Raw genomic sequence first — 16895 nt, 5'->3', positions numbered from 1 at the left:
CATCGCGCAGTTGCGCAGGAGACTTGCATGAAACGTGCTTTTATTATGGTTCTCGACTCCTTTGGGATCGGCTCCAGCAAAGACGCCGCTAAGTTCGGCGATGAAGGATCGGATACGCTCGGCCATATCGCCGAAGCGTGCTTCGAAGGCCGGGCCAATGAAGGCCGCACAGGGCCGCTACACTTACCAAACCTCACTGCTCTTGGGTTGGGCAAAGCCGCTGAACTCTCAACCGGGCGTTTCCCGCCGGGGCTGGACGCCAGTGCGGAAATCATCGGGGCTTATGCTTACGCCAGCGAACTCTCATCCGGTAAAGATACGCCGTCGGGCCACTGGGAAATTGCCGGTGTGCCGGTGTTATTTGACTGGGGTTACTTCACCGATAAAGAGAACAGCTTCCCGCAGGAATTGCTGGATAAACTGGTGCAGCGAGCTGATCTACCCGGTTACCTCGGCAACTGTCACTCGTCCGGTACGGTGATTCTTGACCAGCTCGGCGAGGAGCATATGAAAACCGGCAAGCCGATTTTCTATACCTCTGCGGATTCAGTGTTCCAGATTGCCTGTCACGAAGAGACTTTCGGCCTCGAACGTCTGTACGCGTTGTGTGAAATCGCCCGCGAAGAACTGACCGAAGGCGGCTACAACATTGGCCGTGTGATTGCGCGTCCGTTTGTGGGCGACAAAGCCGGTCACTTCGAGCGTACCGGTAACCGTCACGATCTCGCCGTGGAGCCGCCGTCAGCGACGATGCTGAAAAAGCTGGTGGACGAGAAGGGCGGTGAAGTGATTTCCGTCGGTAAAATCGCGGATATCTACGCACAGCAGGGCATCACACAAAAAGTGAAAGCCACCGGGCTGGATGCGCTGTTTGATGCCACCATCGAGCAGATGAAAAAAGCGCCGGATCAGTCGATTGTGTTCACCAACTTCGTCGATTTTGACTCTACCTGGGGCCATCGTCGTGATATCGCCGGTTACGCCGGTGGGCTGGAGTTGTTCGACCGCCGTTTGCCAGAGCTGATGGCGCAGGTGAAGGAGGATGATATTCTGATCCTCACCGCCGACCACGGCTGCGACCCTAGCTGGCAGGGCACCGAACATACGCGTGAGCACATCCCGGTGCTGATTTACGGACCGAAGGTGAAACCTGGCTCCCTTGGCTATCGCGACACCTTTGCCGATATCGGCCAGACAATCGCGCATTATTTCGGCCTGTCCAGCATGGACTACGGCAAAAGCATGCTGTAAAACAGCGACCAATTTTTAATAAGGAAAATAACGATGGCAACGCCTCATATTAATGCAGAAATGGGTGATTTCGCGGACGTGGTTCTGATGCCGGGCGATCCGCTGCGTGCGAAGCACATTGCAGAAACCTTCCTCGAAAATGCGGTTGAAGTGAACAACGTACGCGGCATGCTGGGCTACACCGGAACCTACAAAGGTCGCAAAATCTCGGTGATGGGCCACGGTATGGGCATCCCTTCCTGCTCGATCTACACCAAAGAACTGATCACCGATTTTGGCGTGAAGAAAATCATCCGTGTTGGCTCCTGCGGTGCGGTGCGTGCGGACGTGAAACTGCGTGATGTGGTGATTGGTATGGGTGCCTGCACCGATTCCAAAGTAAACCGTATGCGTTTCAAAGATCACGATTTCGCGGCGATTGCGGATTTCGATATGGTGCGTAACGCAGTCGATGCGGCCAAAGCGCTCGGTGTGGACGCGCGCGTGGGTAACATCTTCTCTGCTGACCTGTTCTACACGCCGGACCCGCAAATGTTCGACGTGATGGAAAAATACGGCATCCTCGGTGTTGAGATGGAAGCGGCGGGTATCTACGGCGTGGCAGCGGAGTTTGGTGCCAAAGCGCTGGCGATCTGTACTGTGTCGGATCATATCCGGACTCACGAGCAGACCACCGCCGCTGAGCGTCAGACCACCTTTAACGATATGATCAAGATCGCGCTGGAATCGGTGTTGCTGGGGGATTAATTTCCCGCTGAACATCGCTTATACCGTAACGGCGTGATTTATCGCGCCGTTACGGAAAACATCTGACACACTTTTACCCAGGCTTGTGCATCTTCCTGCTGGCTCTGACGCTATCTCTCCCTATCATTAGCGGGATAACGAAGAGACTAAGCCCCCCTGATGAATTTCCGTAATTTCGAAGCCGAAGAAAAACTGTTTATTCGCCGCGCGATCGTGGCTTTTACCCTGGTGGTGATTTGTTTCACTATTCTTGGCGTTAACCTCTACCGTATCCAGGTTGAGCAGCATAGCTATTACCAGACGCGATCCAACGAAAACGACATCAAAATGATCCCCATCGCGCCGACGCGTGGCCTGATCTACGATCGCAACGGTATTCCGCTGGTGCGCAATGTCACCTGGTACGACATCCTGCTGACACCGTACAAAATCGACGATATGAAGGCGACCATCGCCGAACTGACGCCGATCGTTGATTTAACCCCGGAAGAGATCGACACCTTCTGGAAGAACCTCAAGCAAAACAGCCGCTATAAACCGGTGGTGCTGAAGGAAGAACTCACCGATGAGCAGGTCGCCCGTTTCTCGGTTAACCAGTTCAAATTCACCGGCGTCAGCATTGATACCTATCAGGATCGTGAGTACCCCTATGGGGCCGATCTGGCGCACGTGGTGGGTTATGTTTCGAAAATCAACGACAACGACTACAAACGCCTGAATGAAGAGGGCGTGGGTGAGAACTACGCCGCTGACCACAATATCGGTAAGCAGGGCATTGAAGGCTATTACGAGTCGGTGCTGCACGGCAAAACCGGTTATCAGGAAGTGGAAGTCGATAACCATGGCCGCATCGTGCGGGTCTTGAAAGAAGTGCCGCCGGTGGCCGGAAAGAATATCTATCTGACCCTCGATCTGCATCTGCAACAGTACGTTGAAAGCCAGCTGGTGGGCCAGCGCGCGGCGGTGCTGATTGAAGATCCGCACGATGGTAGCGTGCTGGCGATGGTTTCCAGCCCCAGCTATGATCCCAACCCGTTTGTAAAAGGCATCAGCTACCAGGCGTATAAAACCCTGTTGCAGGATAAGAACCTGCCGCTGATTAACCGCGTGACCCAGGGGCTGTATCCGCCTGCCTCAACGGTGAAGCCTTATATGGCGATGTCGGCGTTGCTGACCGGGGTGATCACGCCGCAAACGACCTTCTTTGGTGCACCGACCTGGACGCTGCCCGGTACTGACCGCAAATACCGTGACTGGAAAAAAAGTGGTCACGGCATGCTGGATGTGACACGCGCAATTGAGGAATCCGCCGACACCTTCTTCTATCAGGTGGCGTTTATGATGGGCATCGACCGTATCCATCATATGCTCAGCCAGTTTGGCTACGGCAAACCCACCGGCATCGATTTGAACGAAGAGTACGCCGGATTACTGCCCAGCCGCGAATGGAAACAGAAGGTACATAAAAAGGGCTGGTATCAGGGCGATACCGTTTCGGTGGGCATTGGTCAGGGTTACTGGATTGCCACACCGATTCAGATGGTGAAAGCGCTGGTGGCGCTGATCAACAATGGTCGGGTCATCAATCCGCATCTGCTGGAGAAAGTGCAGCTCGGCACCCTGCAGCAAGCGTATCAGCCTAAAGAGCCGCAGCCGCAAATTGGCGATCCAAAATCGCCGTACTGGTCGCTGGTGCGTCATGCGATGTTTGGCATGGCGAATGCGCCAAACGGTACCGGTTACAAATACTTCCACACGGCACCGTACGGCATTGCGGCGAAAAGTGGTACTTCACAGGTGTTTAGCCTCAAGCAGAACCAGACTTATAACGCGAAGATGATTCCAGTCCGCCTGCGCGACCATATCTTCTATACCGCCTTTGCGCCGTTTAACGATCCTAAAGTGGCGGTGGCGTTGATTCTGGAGAACGGGGGTAATGAAGGGATTACCGCTGCGCCAGTGATGCGCAACATTCTCGACCATATCTTCCTGCCGCCACCAGCAGCCGTACCACTGGAGACGGCCAATAACGCCAACGCGCCAGCGGCGCACTAACGAAAGAACACCCGGTTACGGCCGTGGTGTTTGGCGTCATACAGGGCGGCGTCGGCGTTGTTGTAGAGGGTTTCGAAATCGGAACCCGGCTTGCCATAGCTGACGCCGAGGCTGGCGGTCACCAGCTGGCCGGGCAGTATTGCCAGCGGCGAGGCGTTGAGCGAGGCGTGAATCGCGCCCGCCACAATTACGGCGTCGGACAGCCGGAAAAAGGGCAGCAGCACGGTGAACTCTTCGCCACCGATACGGCCAATACTGGCTTCCGCCGGGCAGTGCGCCTGCACGCGCGACACCAGTTCGCAAATCACTTTGTCGCCCATCGGATGACCGAACTCATCGTTGATCTTCTTGAAGTGGTCGATATCGAGAATAATCAGCGCTGCCGGTCCACTGGTCAGCGTATGGGTAATGCGTTGAATAATGGCGCTGCGGTTCCACACCGCCGTCAGCGGATCATGGGTGGCTTTATATTCCAGCTCCTGCGCCAGCCGGTTGAGCTGTTCATTGACGCGGTTCAGTTCGCGTTCTGCGCGGTCACTGCGCGAAATCAACCGATAGGTATCGCGCATCAGACGTTGATAATGGCGATTAAGCCTCAGCAGCGCATCGCGATAGTCCTCGGCGCTGAGTGAGGTCTGAGCCGCCACATCCTGTGAGCGATTAAGCACTTCGCTCTCTTCGCGGAACAGCTCATTGAGGTCCATCATGAGGGCATTTCCGCCTGCAATTGCACTTGCAGATCGGTGAAGTCCAGCGCCAGTTCCTGACCAAACTCCTCAGAAACATCATCTTCCGCATCATAGAACCAGTTCAGCTCCACCGTCTGCCCATCCTGCGCCAGCTGGTTGAACAAATCGAACAGGCTGAACAGCATCTTGGTGCTGGAGCTGTTGAAGTAGCGCAGGGCGATATTAACCGTAAGCTGGCCCTGGCTATCCGGGGTCCAGCTTTCCAGTGCATCCAGCAGCGGGCGATAAAAGGCGGCGGCATTCTCCGGCCAGGATTCACCGCGCAGGGAAAACAGGCGATCGGCAAAATTAAAGTCAACGTCGGGGGTGCTGTCTGTCGCAGCGATAACAAGGTTTTGCATAACAACATCAATCCTGGTGAATGGTAGCTTTCAGCCAAAACGTCGCGAAATCGCTGGTCTCCAGCGGACGCAATTCATACTCCAGCGGTTCGCTGACATCGCGTGCCAGCGTCAGTAAACCAATATTTGCCCCTTTGCTGGTGGCAGGGCTTTCACTGCGCAGACCCACCCGATACGCCTGTTTGATCTCTTCGTCACTCATGGCGCGCAGCATATCGAGCCAGTAACGCAACTGGTCGCAGGCGGCCTGATCGACCAGGTTGCTGCTCTCCAGCACGTAGTTGTCGCCATCTACGCGCAGACAAACGGTGCCAAAGCGGAAATCCTGTTCTTCATGGCTCAGGGCGCGACTGTCCTGTGAGTAACGCAAAATGTTCTGCACAATCTCGACAAAGCTGGAAAACAGGCGACGACGCACCTTCACCGGGGCCTGCTGGTTTTCGAGAAAGACTTTAATCACCTCGCCCATCGCCGTGATGTTCTGTGGCGAAAAAAAACCGGTGTAATGCAGTGCCACCTGGTCCGGCGATGCGACGCTGGCGTGCGACTCGTGATTCATGATGTTTACGACTCGGTTAATAACGGAAGCCAAACCAGGTGACGTCATCGCGTCGCGGCTGGTTGCCTTGCCAGTGGAGAAAATCCTGCTGAAATGCCAAAGAAAGTTCGCTCATCGGCAGAGTCTGATAGTGGTTCACCAGGGCCTGAATACGTTTTTTGCCAAACATAATCTGCCGTTCACCGCCGGGCTGGTCGGTGACGCCATCGGTCATCACCAGCAGCATGTCGCCTTGTATCAGCGTGCGCTGATGTTCTGTCCAGACATAATCCAGCGGCGTATCGGTATAGCCCACGCCGGTGCGGTCAGCGGCGAGGGTTTCGGCAGCCTCGATGGCGGGTTGCAATAAGGCATGCATACGCGCGCTGGCCCAGCTGAGTTGATGCTGCTGCGTATCCAGCCGCAATGCGATGGCATCACAACCGTCATTCGAATGGGAAGTTTGCTGTGAGGCGTTGAGCTGACCCAGGGTCTGCTTGATATGCCGGTTTAACGCCTGTAACAGCTCAGACGGTGAACGGCGGTTTTGTTGCAGGGCATTTTCCAGCGCCGATTGCACAATCACCGTCATAAAGGCGCCAGGAATGCCGTGGCCGGTGCAATCAGCAATCAGTGCCAGCCAGCCCTGCTCATCCTGATGAAAAGCGTAATAGTCGCCACCGACGCCATCGCGTGGTTGCCAGTGCAGGCACCAGTCATCCAGCTGTAAAGCCATTTGCTGGGTGGAGTGTTCGAGCATGGCATCCTGAATGACGCGCGCGTAATCGATGCTTTGTAGGATTTGCTGATGCTGCTGTGCCTGTAAATCCGACACGGTGCGAATTAAATCAATGCCGAGACCAATGCCGATATAGTTGCCCGCTTCGGTGAGGATAAAACCATCGGTCACCGACTTATCACCACTCGCCACCACCTGCTGCGCGACCTGATCGAGCGGGGTATCGGCATCGATTACCAGCGGATGTTTATCCATAAAGGCGATACAGCTTTTCCGATCATACAACTCGCGGAAGAAGGGACGCGTCATTTGCGACAGGAAAATGTGACGGTTGATCATGCCGAAGGGACGACCCTCTTCGACCACCGGCAGGCCAATCAGGTCTTTGTGTTCGGTAAACAGCGTCATCACGGCGAGGTTATCGCTGGCAGGGGTGACGAACGGCACCGCAATGCAAAGCGAACGTGCGCGGTAACGGCTCGACAGTGCGGCAAGGCCAGCGCGTAAATCGGGCAGCTGCATAGCGGAAGTCTGGCATGAATTAAGATTAATCTTAGGGTACGCGAGCGCTGTGACACTTTTATGTCAGCGTGATGGCAGGCTGGGTTTGACGCAGTAAATTTATGGCCTGAAAGGCCGAAAATGCGCGATTTTTTATCCGATTGCTGTAAAAGACGGCAGTCAGTCGCATTTCACCGAAAAGCGTTTGACGGTGCGGGCTGGTTAGGGTTTAATGCGCCCCGTTGCCCGAATAGCTCAGTCGGTAGAGCAGGGGATTGAAAATCCCCGTGTCCCTGGTTCGATTCCGGGTTCGGGCACCACTAATTCTGCATCAATGCACGCTGGTTAAGAGGTTCAGTCTTAACGGGCGGATAATACGGAATCGACTTGTCAAATGGTGGTTAAGCGAAGTTTTACCACTACGACGTTGTAAGTTGATTTCCTCAGAAAGGACGCTGCGCGCCAACGCATGCGTCCTTTTTCTGATCGCTGGCAATACTCACAGTAAATCACCCCTGCGTCAAGTTTCGCAATCCCTCGTTAACAGCTGCATCTGTATGTAAAATTAGCTCCTGTTCAAGAGTTTTTCCTACCACTTCCATTGACCTGCTCCCCGTTGATTAATACACCGCGATGTTAGTAATGTCTTCATAAGCTACATGAGGACATCCCCATGAAGAAGCGTTTTTCCGACGAACAGATCATCAGTATCCTCCGCGAGGCCGACGCCGGGGTTTCTGCTCGTGAGCTCTGCCGTAAGCACGCCATCTCCGACGCCACCTTTTACACTTGACGCAAGAAGTATGGCGGTATGGAGGTGCCCGAGGTCAAGCGCCTGAAGTCGCTTGAGGAAGAGAACACTGCTTGCCGAAGCCATGCTTGATAAGGAGGCACTTCAGGTGGCTCTGGGGCGAAAGTACTGACGACAGACCACAAGCGGGAAGCCGTTAAGTTTATATGTGATGCGACCGGTCTGTCGCAACGTCGTGCCTGTAGGCTTACAGGTTTGCCTTTGTCGACCTGCCGCTACGAGGCTCAGCGTCCGGCGGCTGATGCGCATTTATCAGGGCGCATCACTGAACTGGCACTGGAGCGCAGGCGTTTTGGCTACCGCCGCATCTGGCAGTTACTGCGCCGTGAAGGCCTTCATGTTAATCACAAGCGCGTGTACCGCATTTATCATCTCAGCGGGCTGGGCGTAAAACGCAGACGACGTCGTAAAGGCCTGGCAACGGAACGTCTGCCGCTACTCCGCCCGGCGGCGTCCAATCTGACCTGGTCAATGGATTTCGTTATGGACGCGCTAGCCACCGGTCGCAGGATCAAGTGCCTGACCTGTGTGGACGACTTCACGAAGGAGTGTCTGACCATTATCACCGCATTCGGGATTTCAGGCGTTCAGGTCACGCGTATTCTGGACAGTATTGCACTGTTTCGGGGCTATCCGGCGACGATAAGAACGGACCAGGGGCCGGAGTTCACTTGCCGCGCACTGGATCAATGGGCCTTTGAGCATGGTGTTGAGTTACGCTTAATCCAGCCGGGCAAGCCAACGCAGAACGGATTTATTGAGAGCTTTAACGGACGATTTCGCGATGAATGTCTGAATGAGCACTGGTTCAGCGATATCCTTCACGCCAGGAGAATCATTAATGATTGGCGGCAGGATTATAACGAATATCGTCCGCATTCAGCACTGAATTATCTGACGCCATCAGAGTTTGCAGCACGGTGGCGAAATGAAGAATGTGAAGGTAACCAAACCGACATGACTAACTAACGGTTGTATCTAATACTGGGGGCAGGTCACCGCTTCCTGATCTCTCAGGACTCCTCCGTCTGTCAATGTTGCTGACGTCGCCTAAATATCGCGTTGATTTCCTCCTATTTGATTAACCAACAACTGAGGTGTTGGTCTGGTTGATAACTTAAATGGCCGACTACGTGCCGGTCAGAGGGTAAAAGGTCCCGTAGAAGGCTGTGAATCGGGACGTTGAGGTATGCGCGCTGCGCGCGTCACTTGGTAGTGCCTTCGCCACTTCGCAAGTGACGCCGCGCGGTTTCCAGATCGATGTAAAATTCTATGCTTTCAATAAGGCATAATGGATTTATGCATCACAGCAAATTTCGCTTGAGGTTCAGAAGCTGGTTCAGCTCTGAATAAAGCTGAAGTCAGCATCTACTTTATGCTGAATTATAGGTGTTTAAACCAGCTCCGACTGCTCTGGTGACCTTAACCACAAAGATGGTACCCGTTTTCAAAGGTTAAACGGATTTACCGCCCGAAGGCATCCCTCTCAGGGGTTTAGGGGATTTTAGATGGTCGCTTAGATAGCGCTACAACAGTAATAAAGTATCAATATCTTCTCCAGTTAGTCAATTCTAATTGACTAACTGGAGAAGATATTGCCTTCCTTTAAGATATCCAATTAGAAACAGATGCACATACAAAGATTAGGAGGCTATGTGCTGTTTTACAGAAGTCTTTGTTGTTTTTCATAAGAGCGCTGTTTGCAACATATATATTATCGGCGATTATTCATTATGACAATGAGGTTTTTATGTTTGCAAATTCAATATCAAAATTATCATCTGAAACTATTAGTAGCTATAATTCTTCAGACGTCACCAGAGCTGTAAGTTCGGATGCTCACAATGCTAGCGTTGATAGTTACCTTGGGAAGCATGTATCTGGAAGTGAGATGTCTGAAATATCCTCCAAGACAAAACAGCATCTTATTAATGGGGAAATCGAAGAAATAATTAATCCCCTGCGGAAAAATTCAGAAATGGGAGTTATTACACTTTTATTCGAAGGGGAAGATGATGTTGTGAGGAACGTACAGACAATTTCTTTTGATACTAAAGATGGTTATATTATAGAGTCAGAGGGAGTGAGTAATGGATATCATCGCAACAAGGTTAGTAACATGAATTTTGAGGATGTCATTGATGTTTTCAAAAATGGTTTTTCTGATGAAATTAAAGGAATTAAAACTAATCTTAAAGATGATGCTCTGTCTATCTCAGCTACAAATACAATCAAAAATGTGAAGGATAAGAATGAGGACCCGATGGTTAGCTTCTCATTTTCTGAAAAGCTACATGTTATAAATGAAGCTTACTCTCACATTGATGCTGATATGGCAGATGATATTAAAACACTATCTAAGCAATGGGGAAGTGAAGACGCTATATCATTAATGATAATGATTGAGAGGATTGGGTCTGATTCTTTAATTGGTAAGAGTGCGGATGATGTGTTTTTTCATCGTACAATTAAACCGGAAAATGTTAAGTTAGGGATAAATGAATCTGATAAAACTATTTATAATAATAAGAATGCCATGGCAGATTTAGGAATGCCGAAATATATACAAGAAGATGGGAAATGGAAGTATACAGAATCTGTGCTTCCTGCAAGGGAATTGGCAGGTGGAGGTATTAATTTCATGATAAGTACTTCATCAACACCTAATAACTATTATCATAGTGCAGGCGATTTACAAGTCAGATGCAAACTTTCTGATGTATTGAATCTCGGCGGGAGAATTCATTTTGACGTATCCTCTCATAGTGCACGTGCGGTGTTGGTTGAAATGCCAGCTAATATTGGACTTCCATATGAAAAAGTGGACTAACGAGATCTAATTAGCTACTTATCGCAGATCTTTGTTGTGAATGAATACTTAGATGAAATTCATCCATATCTTGAGATATTAATATAGAGGTGGATTGTTTTTTCATCTATCCCGGTGTTTGGTCGGCCGTTGTCTCTGCTGTCCGACCAGGGAAATGCTGGCCGGGGAAGTTTCGATTGCAGGTTGGGGTAATAATGTCTCAGGAGGATGCTGCTGCCAATCCACTCGATATCCCGCAGGGTGGCTTTATCCGTATCCTGACCACGGTTATCACGTTTCCATTCATAGAGTGCCAGGGAGTAGCAGTCATTGGTGAAGTCTTGCAATTCTTGCGCGAGTGACTTATTGGCTATCAGGGTATGCTGCACTTCAAAGCGAACCTGACGCATATCAGGTCGGCATGGGATAGAGGCAACAGAAGCCTGTGTGATGCCTTTCGACAGTTTATGCACTAATAACCACCATATCGGTGCGGCGGCAGTCTGATTATTCAGGCTTGAAACGATGCTGGCATAACCACTTTCATCTGGTGCTTTTGGGATCCAAGAACCGCAGCTTTTGGCTCGGGATGTGTCGTATTGCAGCGTTTCCAGACTGACGTTAATTAACGGGACGCAGCAAATCACCATTATAAAAAACGCGCCATACAAAGCATTCTCGATGCGGGGAAGGGACAGCATGCCTTTATTACCTTCATCTTCTCCTTCTTCGCGGACTTTCAACCATATGCCCAGCACCTTAAAAGCCAGTGGCAGAGTAAATAAACCTGTGCTGAGCATAATGTTCCACAGTCCGTTATTAATGACCCAGCCAAGCAATGTCAGAAAGTATTCGAGATAGCTGTTAGTGGTCATCAGCATTACCCTGACTGAACAGTGCATACTCACACAACAGAATAAATACCAGACTGACCAATACCATACGTGTCAGAGAATTATGGTTCTTTTCCCCGAGGTTCTTAGCTTTGTAAATTCTCCAGACACTCCAGCCGAGAAATGTATAAATGGCCATCCGCCATACAAACCAACCGAAACGGTAGGTATTAAACCAGTTGAGAAACGATGAGGTCATTGCTGGATAGCCCTTCCACTGCTTTGCGGCCCAGAGAGGTGTTCTCTATGCAATTGACAAGAATGGAGATTGTAGGGAGCGAGATACCGTACTTCTCATAGGTACTCAGGCGTGAAAGCATGCGCAGGGATCCGCGAATAAATTCCCGTACATCCGGCAGGATGGGTTTCACCACCCCCAAAGCATTACCGGTTGCTGAAAGCAGGGACAGCTCGGTCATGATGCCGGTGGCACCTTTTGAATCCACGATGATGGTGTCGTAGTGACTGAAAGAAGGGTGCTGCAGGATATTACGCAGCCGCAGACGGCCATCAGCAGCATGCAACATCGCCGTTGGCAGCAGTTCGTCAGGATCGTTGGAGTAAATGACGTCGAGGTTGGCGATGACGGTTTGCGAGATGCATTGCATAGGGTCACTGACCATCTGCATGAGCAGTTCAAACAACCCAAACTGAGCTTCATCGGACAGCATATAGATACTGCTGGCGGTGGGTTGCGAGTAATCGGCATCGATCAAGAGAGTTTTCAGCCCGGCATCAGCAAGGAAGCCAGCCAGGTACGCCGCAAACGAGGATTTAACCTCACCCCCTTTCGGGGAAATCACAGGAAGCGTTTTCATGTTGCACATCCAATTGAGTTAATGGGATGTGTGAGTAGACAGGTGAGATCTTTCGTTAACTAATGATTAACTTTATCAACAAATTAGCGATGGAAGTGAAAATCCCCGTGTCCCTGGTTCGATTCCGGGTTCGGGCACCAAAATTCAGAAAACCCAGCCTTATGGCTGGGTTTTTGCGTTTGGGGCGCATAGCATTGTTTCACAGCACCGGCGACCACAAATCGTAATTCAGCGCAAAACCATTCCCTTCCCGAACCACTTTACCGGTAGTGGGCAGATTGAAGTGCATACCGCTGACGGCAAGATTATCGCTGGCCGCGCGATCCAGCAGTTTGCCGCGGATTTGCGCTGCCGCTACCGGGTCGCTGTCGAAGGCGATGGTGACTTCCGGCTGTGTGACCTGGATATGCGGGAAATGCACGATGTCGCCCCAGATCAGCAGCGAGTCGTGTTCGTCACCCAGCAGATAGCCGGTATGACCGGGGGTATGACCAAACAACGGCACCGCCTGGATACCTGGCAGAATGGCTTCTTCACGGAACGGTACCAGCTGCTGGCCATACGCGTTAAACGCATTTTTCGCCAGTTCAAAGTAGGGACGGAAGCTATCGGGGGCGCTGGCCGCAATAGTTTCATCGCGCCAGAATGCCAGTTCCTTCTCATGAATAAAAAGCTGCTGCACGTTGCGGAACAGCGGAGTCTGCAACGGACCGGCCAGGCCGCCGATATGATCGGGGTGGCAATGGGTCAGCAAAATGGTGTCAATCTGCAACGGGTCAATGCCTGCCGCCGCCAGTGCCACCGGTAATCGTCCACCCCAGCCCTTAATTCCTCCGGCACCGCTGTCGATCAGAATGGTGCGATCCGCTGTCTGCACCACGTAAACGTTAATGTTAATCCGTGGGGCGATCGGCGCGCCACGGCGCTGCAACAAGGCTTCGGCGCGCGAACCGTCAATGCCTGACAGCAGCTCAAAGGAAACGTCCAGAAAACCATCGCTCAGCATGGTGACAGTCATGTCACCGATTTTTTTACGATTGATGGCGGGTGCCTGCCAGCTGGGTTGAAAAGTCATATGCTGCTCCATTTACGCTATCGTGACGACAATTTTGCCCACCTGACCATTGGATTCCATATAACGCTGCGCGTCGGCAATCTGGTCGAGCGGGAAGGTTTTATCAATAACCGGATGCAGCTGGCCGGAACGCAGCCCCGCAGTCACAAAGGCTTTAGCGCGTGCCATTTTTTCTGCATCGGTGGTGATTTCGAAGAGTTCATAGCCCCGCAGGGTCAGATGCTTGCCGAGAATATCAAACACCGGCACCTGTAAATCGCGGCTATCCAGCGCGCCATACTGGAAATAGAGGCCGTTTTTCGCCATCACACGCGTCAGCCTGGCAACATCAGGCCCGCCCACAGGGTCGAACACAATATTGATGCCCTGATGAGCGCTGGCGTGATTAATTGCTTCTTCCATCTCCTGTTCGTCGGTGGCGATCACGGCGGCGGCTCCCGCCTGCATCAGCAGCTCCCGTTTTTCGCTGGTGCGGGTCAGGGCGATGGGGATCGCTCCCACCATATTGGCGATCTGAATCGCTGCCAGCCCTACGCTGCTGGAGGCGGCGCGGATCACCACATGCTCACCGGCTTTGAGGTTGCCATATTCGATCAGCGCGCCAAACGCGGTGACATACATCATCCAGCTGGCCGCCGCTGCGTTGAAGGAAAGATTTTCCGGATGTTTAACCACGGCGTGAACCGGCGCGTTGACGACCTCGCCATACATGGCGTACTGGTTAAACATAAATGAGGGGATGACGCTGACTTTATCTCCCAGGGCGAAATCCGTAACGTCGCTACCCACCGCCGCCACGATGCCCGCCGCTTCATAGCCAAGGCGTGCCGGAAACTCAGGCTCAATAACGTACTGACCGGTGCGGTACATGATTTCGGCACGGTTCAGACCGATGGCCTGCACCCGAATCTGAACTTCGCCTGCGGCCGGAGCCGCGACGTTAACATCAACAATTTCCAGCACTTCGGGGCCGCCAGTGCGGTTGAAAACAACAACTTTAGTCATGTGCAGATCTCTTCAGGTCATCGGGCGATATGCCAGATTCATCTGTTTACAGACTACGTTGTTAACGCCGGGCGAAAAATAAACGCCGGGGAACTTCAGTGTTACTGATGCAGTAACAATGGTGGCGCATTTAATGCGGGTGCTGGCTAAAAACCTCACTGAACCAGTCAATAAACACGCGCACCTTAGGGGCAAGATAGCGCCGGTCCGGGTAGAGCACCGACACCGGTTTAGCGACCGGAGGATAATCGGTTAACACCTCCACCAGACGCCCGGCCTGAATATGCGGTGCCAGGGCGTTCCGGGTCGCCTGAATGATGCCGAGGCCTGCCAGCCCACACGACAGCAAAACATCTGAGTTATCCACCAGCACGCTACTGCCCGCCCGACGTGCAACCATCACGCCATCCACATAAAACTTCCAGTCCATCACTTCGCGGCTATGTTCACTGAAAAAGTTAACCGCCTGATGGCTCAACAGATCGTCTGGCGTGGCGGGGATGCCGTGTTTTTCGATATAGGCGGGTGCGGCGCAGGTGACCATGCGGATGTCGCCTAAGCGGCGCGAGATAAAGCTGGAGTCGGCTAAATCACCGATCCTGACCAGGCAATCCACCCCTTCGGCGATCAGGTCGGTCTTTTTGTCGGACGACAGCAGTACCACCTCAATATCCGGGTAAAGCGCCCTGAAAGCGGCGAGGTTGGGGATCAGCAGGCAGTGCGCCAGCGACAGCGGCACATCCAGCAATAAACGGCCGCGTGGCGGCAGGGTGGGCGAGAAGCTGGCCATCATATCGCCCATTTCGGCCATTAATTGTCTGGCGCGCTGGTAGAACGCGTCCCCTTCAGCGGTCACGCTCAGTTTGCGCGTGGTGCGATGAATGAGTTTGGCACCCAGTTCGTCCTCCAGCTGCTGAATCGCCTTGCTGACTGCCGGACGATGCAGCTGGAGCACATCGGCAGCTCGGGTGAAGCTGCCTTGCTCAACCACCTGGATGAAGATATCCATATACTCAAACATATTCGCACGCATGTTATCGGGTTATCCAATGAGTGTCCGGTCCGGATAACTGAGATTGACCGCGCGCGGCATGGATGTCCACCTGCTTTTGCGTGCCTGAAACGTAACGGCTTTGCAGCCCGGTCTGCGCAGCGATATGGATCGAGGCCAGATGGATGTGGCTTAGTGGTGCTTCCGGTAATCCACTGATGATCCCGGCACTGTGCGCACCGCTGGCATGCAGATTCTCAATCGTCACATCGTGAATTCTCGGCGTGGTCGCCGTCAGTGGCTGTGCGGCAATCGGGCTGACGCTGTCAGCCGAGTAACCGCCGTTACCGCCATAACTGTCGGTAATTACCAGCGGGGTTTTGACCTGTTGCATGGTGACATCGCGGATCATAATCGGGCCAATATTCGCGCCGCGATCGCGCCCGGATTTAATCCTCACGCCATTTTCGGTGCCGTTGAAATCCAGATCGTGCAGGGTGACTTTGCCAATACCGTTAATGGTTTCACTGCCGATGGAGATGCCATGACCCTCTTCAGACTGAATATGGTCAATGGTGATATCGCTGCTTGCCGCATTATCCGTACGTTTTGCCAGCCCGGATTTAATCGAGATATCGTCGTCACCGGTGGAGATATTCAGATGATGCAGCCTGACCTCGTGCGAAGAAATCACATCGACGCCGTCAGTATTGGGTGAATCGGGCGGATTGGTGATGGTGCTGTTGGCGACATCAATATTTTTACTGTCGCGTATCACCAGATTCCACATTGGTGAGTTTTCAATACCAAGGTTGGCGATGCGGCCCTGTGTCACATGGGAGAATTCAATCAGCCACGGGCGGGGCATGCCATTGGCGGGGGGAATGCCCGGATAGTGTTGGGTAAACCACGCCGTATCCCCTTGTTTCAGATGGTTGCGTGCGGTGGTAGCCAGTGACCATTGTTGCTCGCCCTGGCCATCAACCACGCCTGGTCCGGTAATGGCAACGTTGTGGGTATCCTTCGCCAGAATAAAGGCTTCGCCATAGTGTGCGGGTTGCGAAATAAAACCCGGTCTGAATAGATTGCCCTGATAACTGGCGGCTAACCGGCTGCCTGCCGCCAGATATAACTCCACATTATCCTTCAGTAATAACGGGCCGCTGTGCCATACCCCGGCAGTAAGCACCACTTTGCCCCCGCCCGCCTGCGAACAATGATCTATCGCCTGCTGAATAGCCTGGGTTGCGTTATCAGCATGCTGGGGCTGGCAGAGTCGCACCGCAGCCTCTGTGCCGAATGAGAAGAGAATGCTTAAACATACGGGCATAACGGATAATTTTATTTTCATGGCTGCGCTGTTGAGTGAGTCAGGGAAATATCAGGAAGGGAATAAAATAGAACGTTGAATATTTTCAAAAAGTTATTCTTCGCAAATAAATGTTCAGATCACCTTTTTATCCCGCTTTGCTCTTTCTACCTTCGAATGTGAGGTCGATCACATCATCTTGACAGCGCAATCCTACTTACCTAGATTGTCTAGGTAAGTTATTGGCATTTGCAGTCGCGGAA

General features: G+C 52.3%; 12 protein-coding genes, 1 tRNA gene and 3 pseudogenes. 6 read left to right on the top strand and 10 right to left on the bottom strand.

Features of this window, described 5'->3' with window-relative positions:
• Positions 1–27: 27 nt before the first annotated feature.
• From deoB to mrdA, 3 genes are all read left to right on the top strand, one after another.
• Positions 28–1251 carry a phosphopentomutase gene (gene deoB / locus AC6I8X_RS16830; protein ID WP_299459660.1) on the top strand — a complete coding sequence of 408 codons (1224 nt, stop codon included), beginning with the start codon at positions 28–30 and terminating at the stop codon, positions 1249–1251.
• Between the two features lie 33 nt (positions 1252–1284).
• Positions 1285–1998, top strand: a complete 714-nt coding sequence (gene deoD / locus AC6I8X_RS16825) for a purine-nucleoside phosphorylase (RefSeq protein WP_139810955.1) — start codon at positions 1285–1287, stop codon at positions 1996–1998.
• 159 nt (positions 1999–2157) lie between these two features.
• Positions 2158–4053 carry a penicillin-binding protein 2 gene (mrdA, locus tag AC6I8X_RS16820; RefSeq protein WP_497840154.1) on the top strand — a complete coding sequence of 632 codons (1896 nt, stop codon included), beginning with the start codon at positions 2158–2160 and terminating at the stop codon, positions 4051–4053.
• Here mrdA and AC6I8X_RS16815 read toward each other — a convergent pair.
• From AC6I8X_RS16815 to AC6I8X_RS16800, 4 genes are read right to left on the bottom strand one after another with little or no spacing between them, the layout of a single operon-like run.
• Entirely contained in the window at positions 4050–4760 is a 711-nt protein-coding gene (locus tag AC6I8X_RS16815; protein WP_299459669.1) for a GGDEF domain-containing protein, read from the bottom strand. The two genes, mrdA and AC6I8X_RS16815, sit on opposite strands and share 4 nt — an antisense overlap.
• Entirely contained in the window at positions 4757–5143 is a 387-nt protein-coding gene (locus AC6I8X_RS16810) for a DUF1987 domain-containing protein (protein WP_313689619.1), read from the bottom strand. Before AC6I8X_RS16810 ends, AC6I8X_RS16815 begins: the two co-directional genes overlap by 4 nt.
• Positions 5144–5150: 7 nt before the next feature.
• Complete coding sequence (locus AC6I8X_RS16805; RefSeq protein WP_299459675.1) at positions 5151–5702, bottom strand: SiaB family protein kinase; 552 nt, start codon at positions 5700–5702, stop codon at positions 5151–5153.
• Between the two features lie 16 nt (positions 5703–5718).
• Positions 5719–6942 (bottom strand): PP2C family protein-serine/threonine phosphatase, encoded by a 1224-nt coding sequence (locus AC6I8X_RS16800; protein WP_497840153.1) that lies wholly within the window; start codon positions 6940–6942, stop codon positions 5719–5721.
• A gap of 223 nt (positions 6943–7165) precedes the next feature.
• On the opposite strand from AC6I8X_RS16800, the gene AC6I8X_RS16795 reads away from it, so the two are divergent.
• The 3 genes and pseudogenes from AC6I8X_RS16795 (at position 7166) to AC6I8X_RS16785 (ending at position 10562) form a co-directional block, all read left to right on the top strand.
• Positions 7166–7241 (top strand) — tRNA-Phe (locus AC6I8X_RS16795).
• A gap of 353 nt (positions 7242–7594) precedes the next feature.
• Positions 7595–8701 (top strand): annotated as a pseudogene (locus tag AC6I8X_RS16790) (IS3 family transposase).
• Between the two features lie 781 nt (positions 8702–9482).
• Positions 9483–10562: a hypothetical protein gene (locus tag AC6I8X_RS16785; RefSeq protein WP_497840152.1), complete on the top strand. Its 1080-nt coding sequence runs from the start codon at positions 9483–9485 to the stop codon at positions 10560–10562.
• A 110-nt stretch (positions 10563–10672) separates the two neighbouring features.
• On the opposite strand, the pseudogene AC6I8X_RS16780 reads toward AC6I8X_RS16785, so the two are convergent.
• The 6 genes and pseudogenes from AC6I8X_RS16780 to AC6I8X_RS16755 all read right to left on the bottom strand — a co-directional run.
• Positions 10673–11416 (bottom strand): annotated as a pseudogene (locus AC6I8X_RS16780) (conjugal transfer protein TraG N-terminal domain-containing protein); the annotation flags it as partial.
• A gap of 218 nt (positions 11417–11634) precedes the next feature.
• Positions 11635–12252: pseudogene (locus AC6I8X_RS16775) on the bottom strand (ParA family protein); the annotation flags it as partial.
• A gap of 199 nt (positions 12253–12451) precedes the next feature.
• Positions 12452–13327 (bottom strand): MBL fold metallo-hydrolase, encoded by an 876-nt coding sequence (locus AC6I8X_RS16770; protein WP_313682015.1) that lies wholly within the window; start codon positions 13325–13327, stop codon positions 12452–12454.
• A gap of 12 nt (positions 13328–13339) precedes the next feature.
• Positions 13340–14332 (bottom strand): zinc-dependent alcohol dehydrogenase family protein, encoded by a 993-nt coding sequence (locus tag AC6I8X_RS16765; RefSeq protein WP_497840151.1) that lies wholly within the window; start codon positions 14330–14332, stop codon positions 13340–13342.
• A 130-nt stretch (positions 14333–14462) separates the two neighbouring features.
• Positions 14463–15365, bottom strand: coding sequence for a LysR family transcriptional regulator (locus tag AC6I8X_RS16760; protein WP_497840150.1), 903 nt, complete (start codon positions 15363–15365; stop codon positions 14463–14465).
• Position 15366: 1 nt separating this feature from the next.
• Positions 15367–16605, bottom strand: coding sequence for a glycoside hydrolase family 28 protein (locus tag AC6I8X_RS16755; protein WP_497840149.1), 1239 nt, complete (start codon positions 16603–16605; stop codon positions 15367–15369).
• Positions 16606–16895 lie beyond the last annotated feature (290 nt).

This window comes from Pantoea sp. X-Soil-TKNS-1280, assembly GCF_059730475.1.
This window is presented reverse-complemented; position numbering and strand designations above follow the sequence as displayed.

Coding starts and splice junctions, on each gene's coding strand:
- AC6I8X_RS16760 (WP_497840150.1), bottom strand. CDS start 15,365: ATGCGTGCGAATATGTTTGAGTATATGGATATCTTCATCCAGGTGGTT.
- AC6I8X_RS16785 (WP_497840152.1), top strand. CDS start 9,483: ATGTTTGCAAATTCAATATCAAAATTATCATCTGAAACTATTAGTAGC.
- AC6I8X_RS16815 (WP_299459669.1), bottom strand. CDS start 4,760: ATGATGGACCTCAATGAGCTGTTCCGCGAAGAGAGCGAAGTGCTTAAT.
- AC6I8X_RS16770 (WP_313682015.1), bottom strand. CDS start 13,327: ATGACTTTTCAACCCAGCTGGCAGGCACCCGCCATCAATCGTAAAAAA.
- deoD (WP_139810955.1), top strand. CDS start 1,285: ATGGCAACGCCTCATATTAATGCAGAAATGGGTGATTTCGCGGACGTG.
- AC6I8X_RS16765 (WP_497840151.1), bottom strand. CDS start 14,332: ATGACTAAAGTTGTTGTTTTCAACCGCACTGGCGGCCCCGAAGTGCTG.
- AC6I8X_RS16800 (WP_497840153.1), bottom strand. CDS start 6,942: ATGCAGCTGCCCGATTTACGCGCTGGCCTTGCCGCACTGTCGAGCCGT.
- AC6I8X_RS16810 (WP_313689619.1), bottom strand. CDS start 5,143: ATGCAAAACCTTGTTATCGCTGCGACAGACAGCACCCCCGACGTTGAC.
- deoB (WP_299459660.1), top strand. CDS start 28: ATGAAACGTGCTTTTATTATGGTTCTCGACTCCTTTGGGATCGGCTCC.
- AC6I8X_RS16805 (WP_299459675.1), bottom strand. CDS start 5,702: ATGAATCACGAGTCGCACGCCAGCGTCGCATCGCCGGACCAGGTGGCA.
- mrdA (WP_497840154.1), top strand. CDS start 2,158: ATGAATTTCCGTAATTTCGAAGCCGAAGAAAAACTGTTTATTCGCCGC.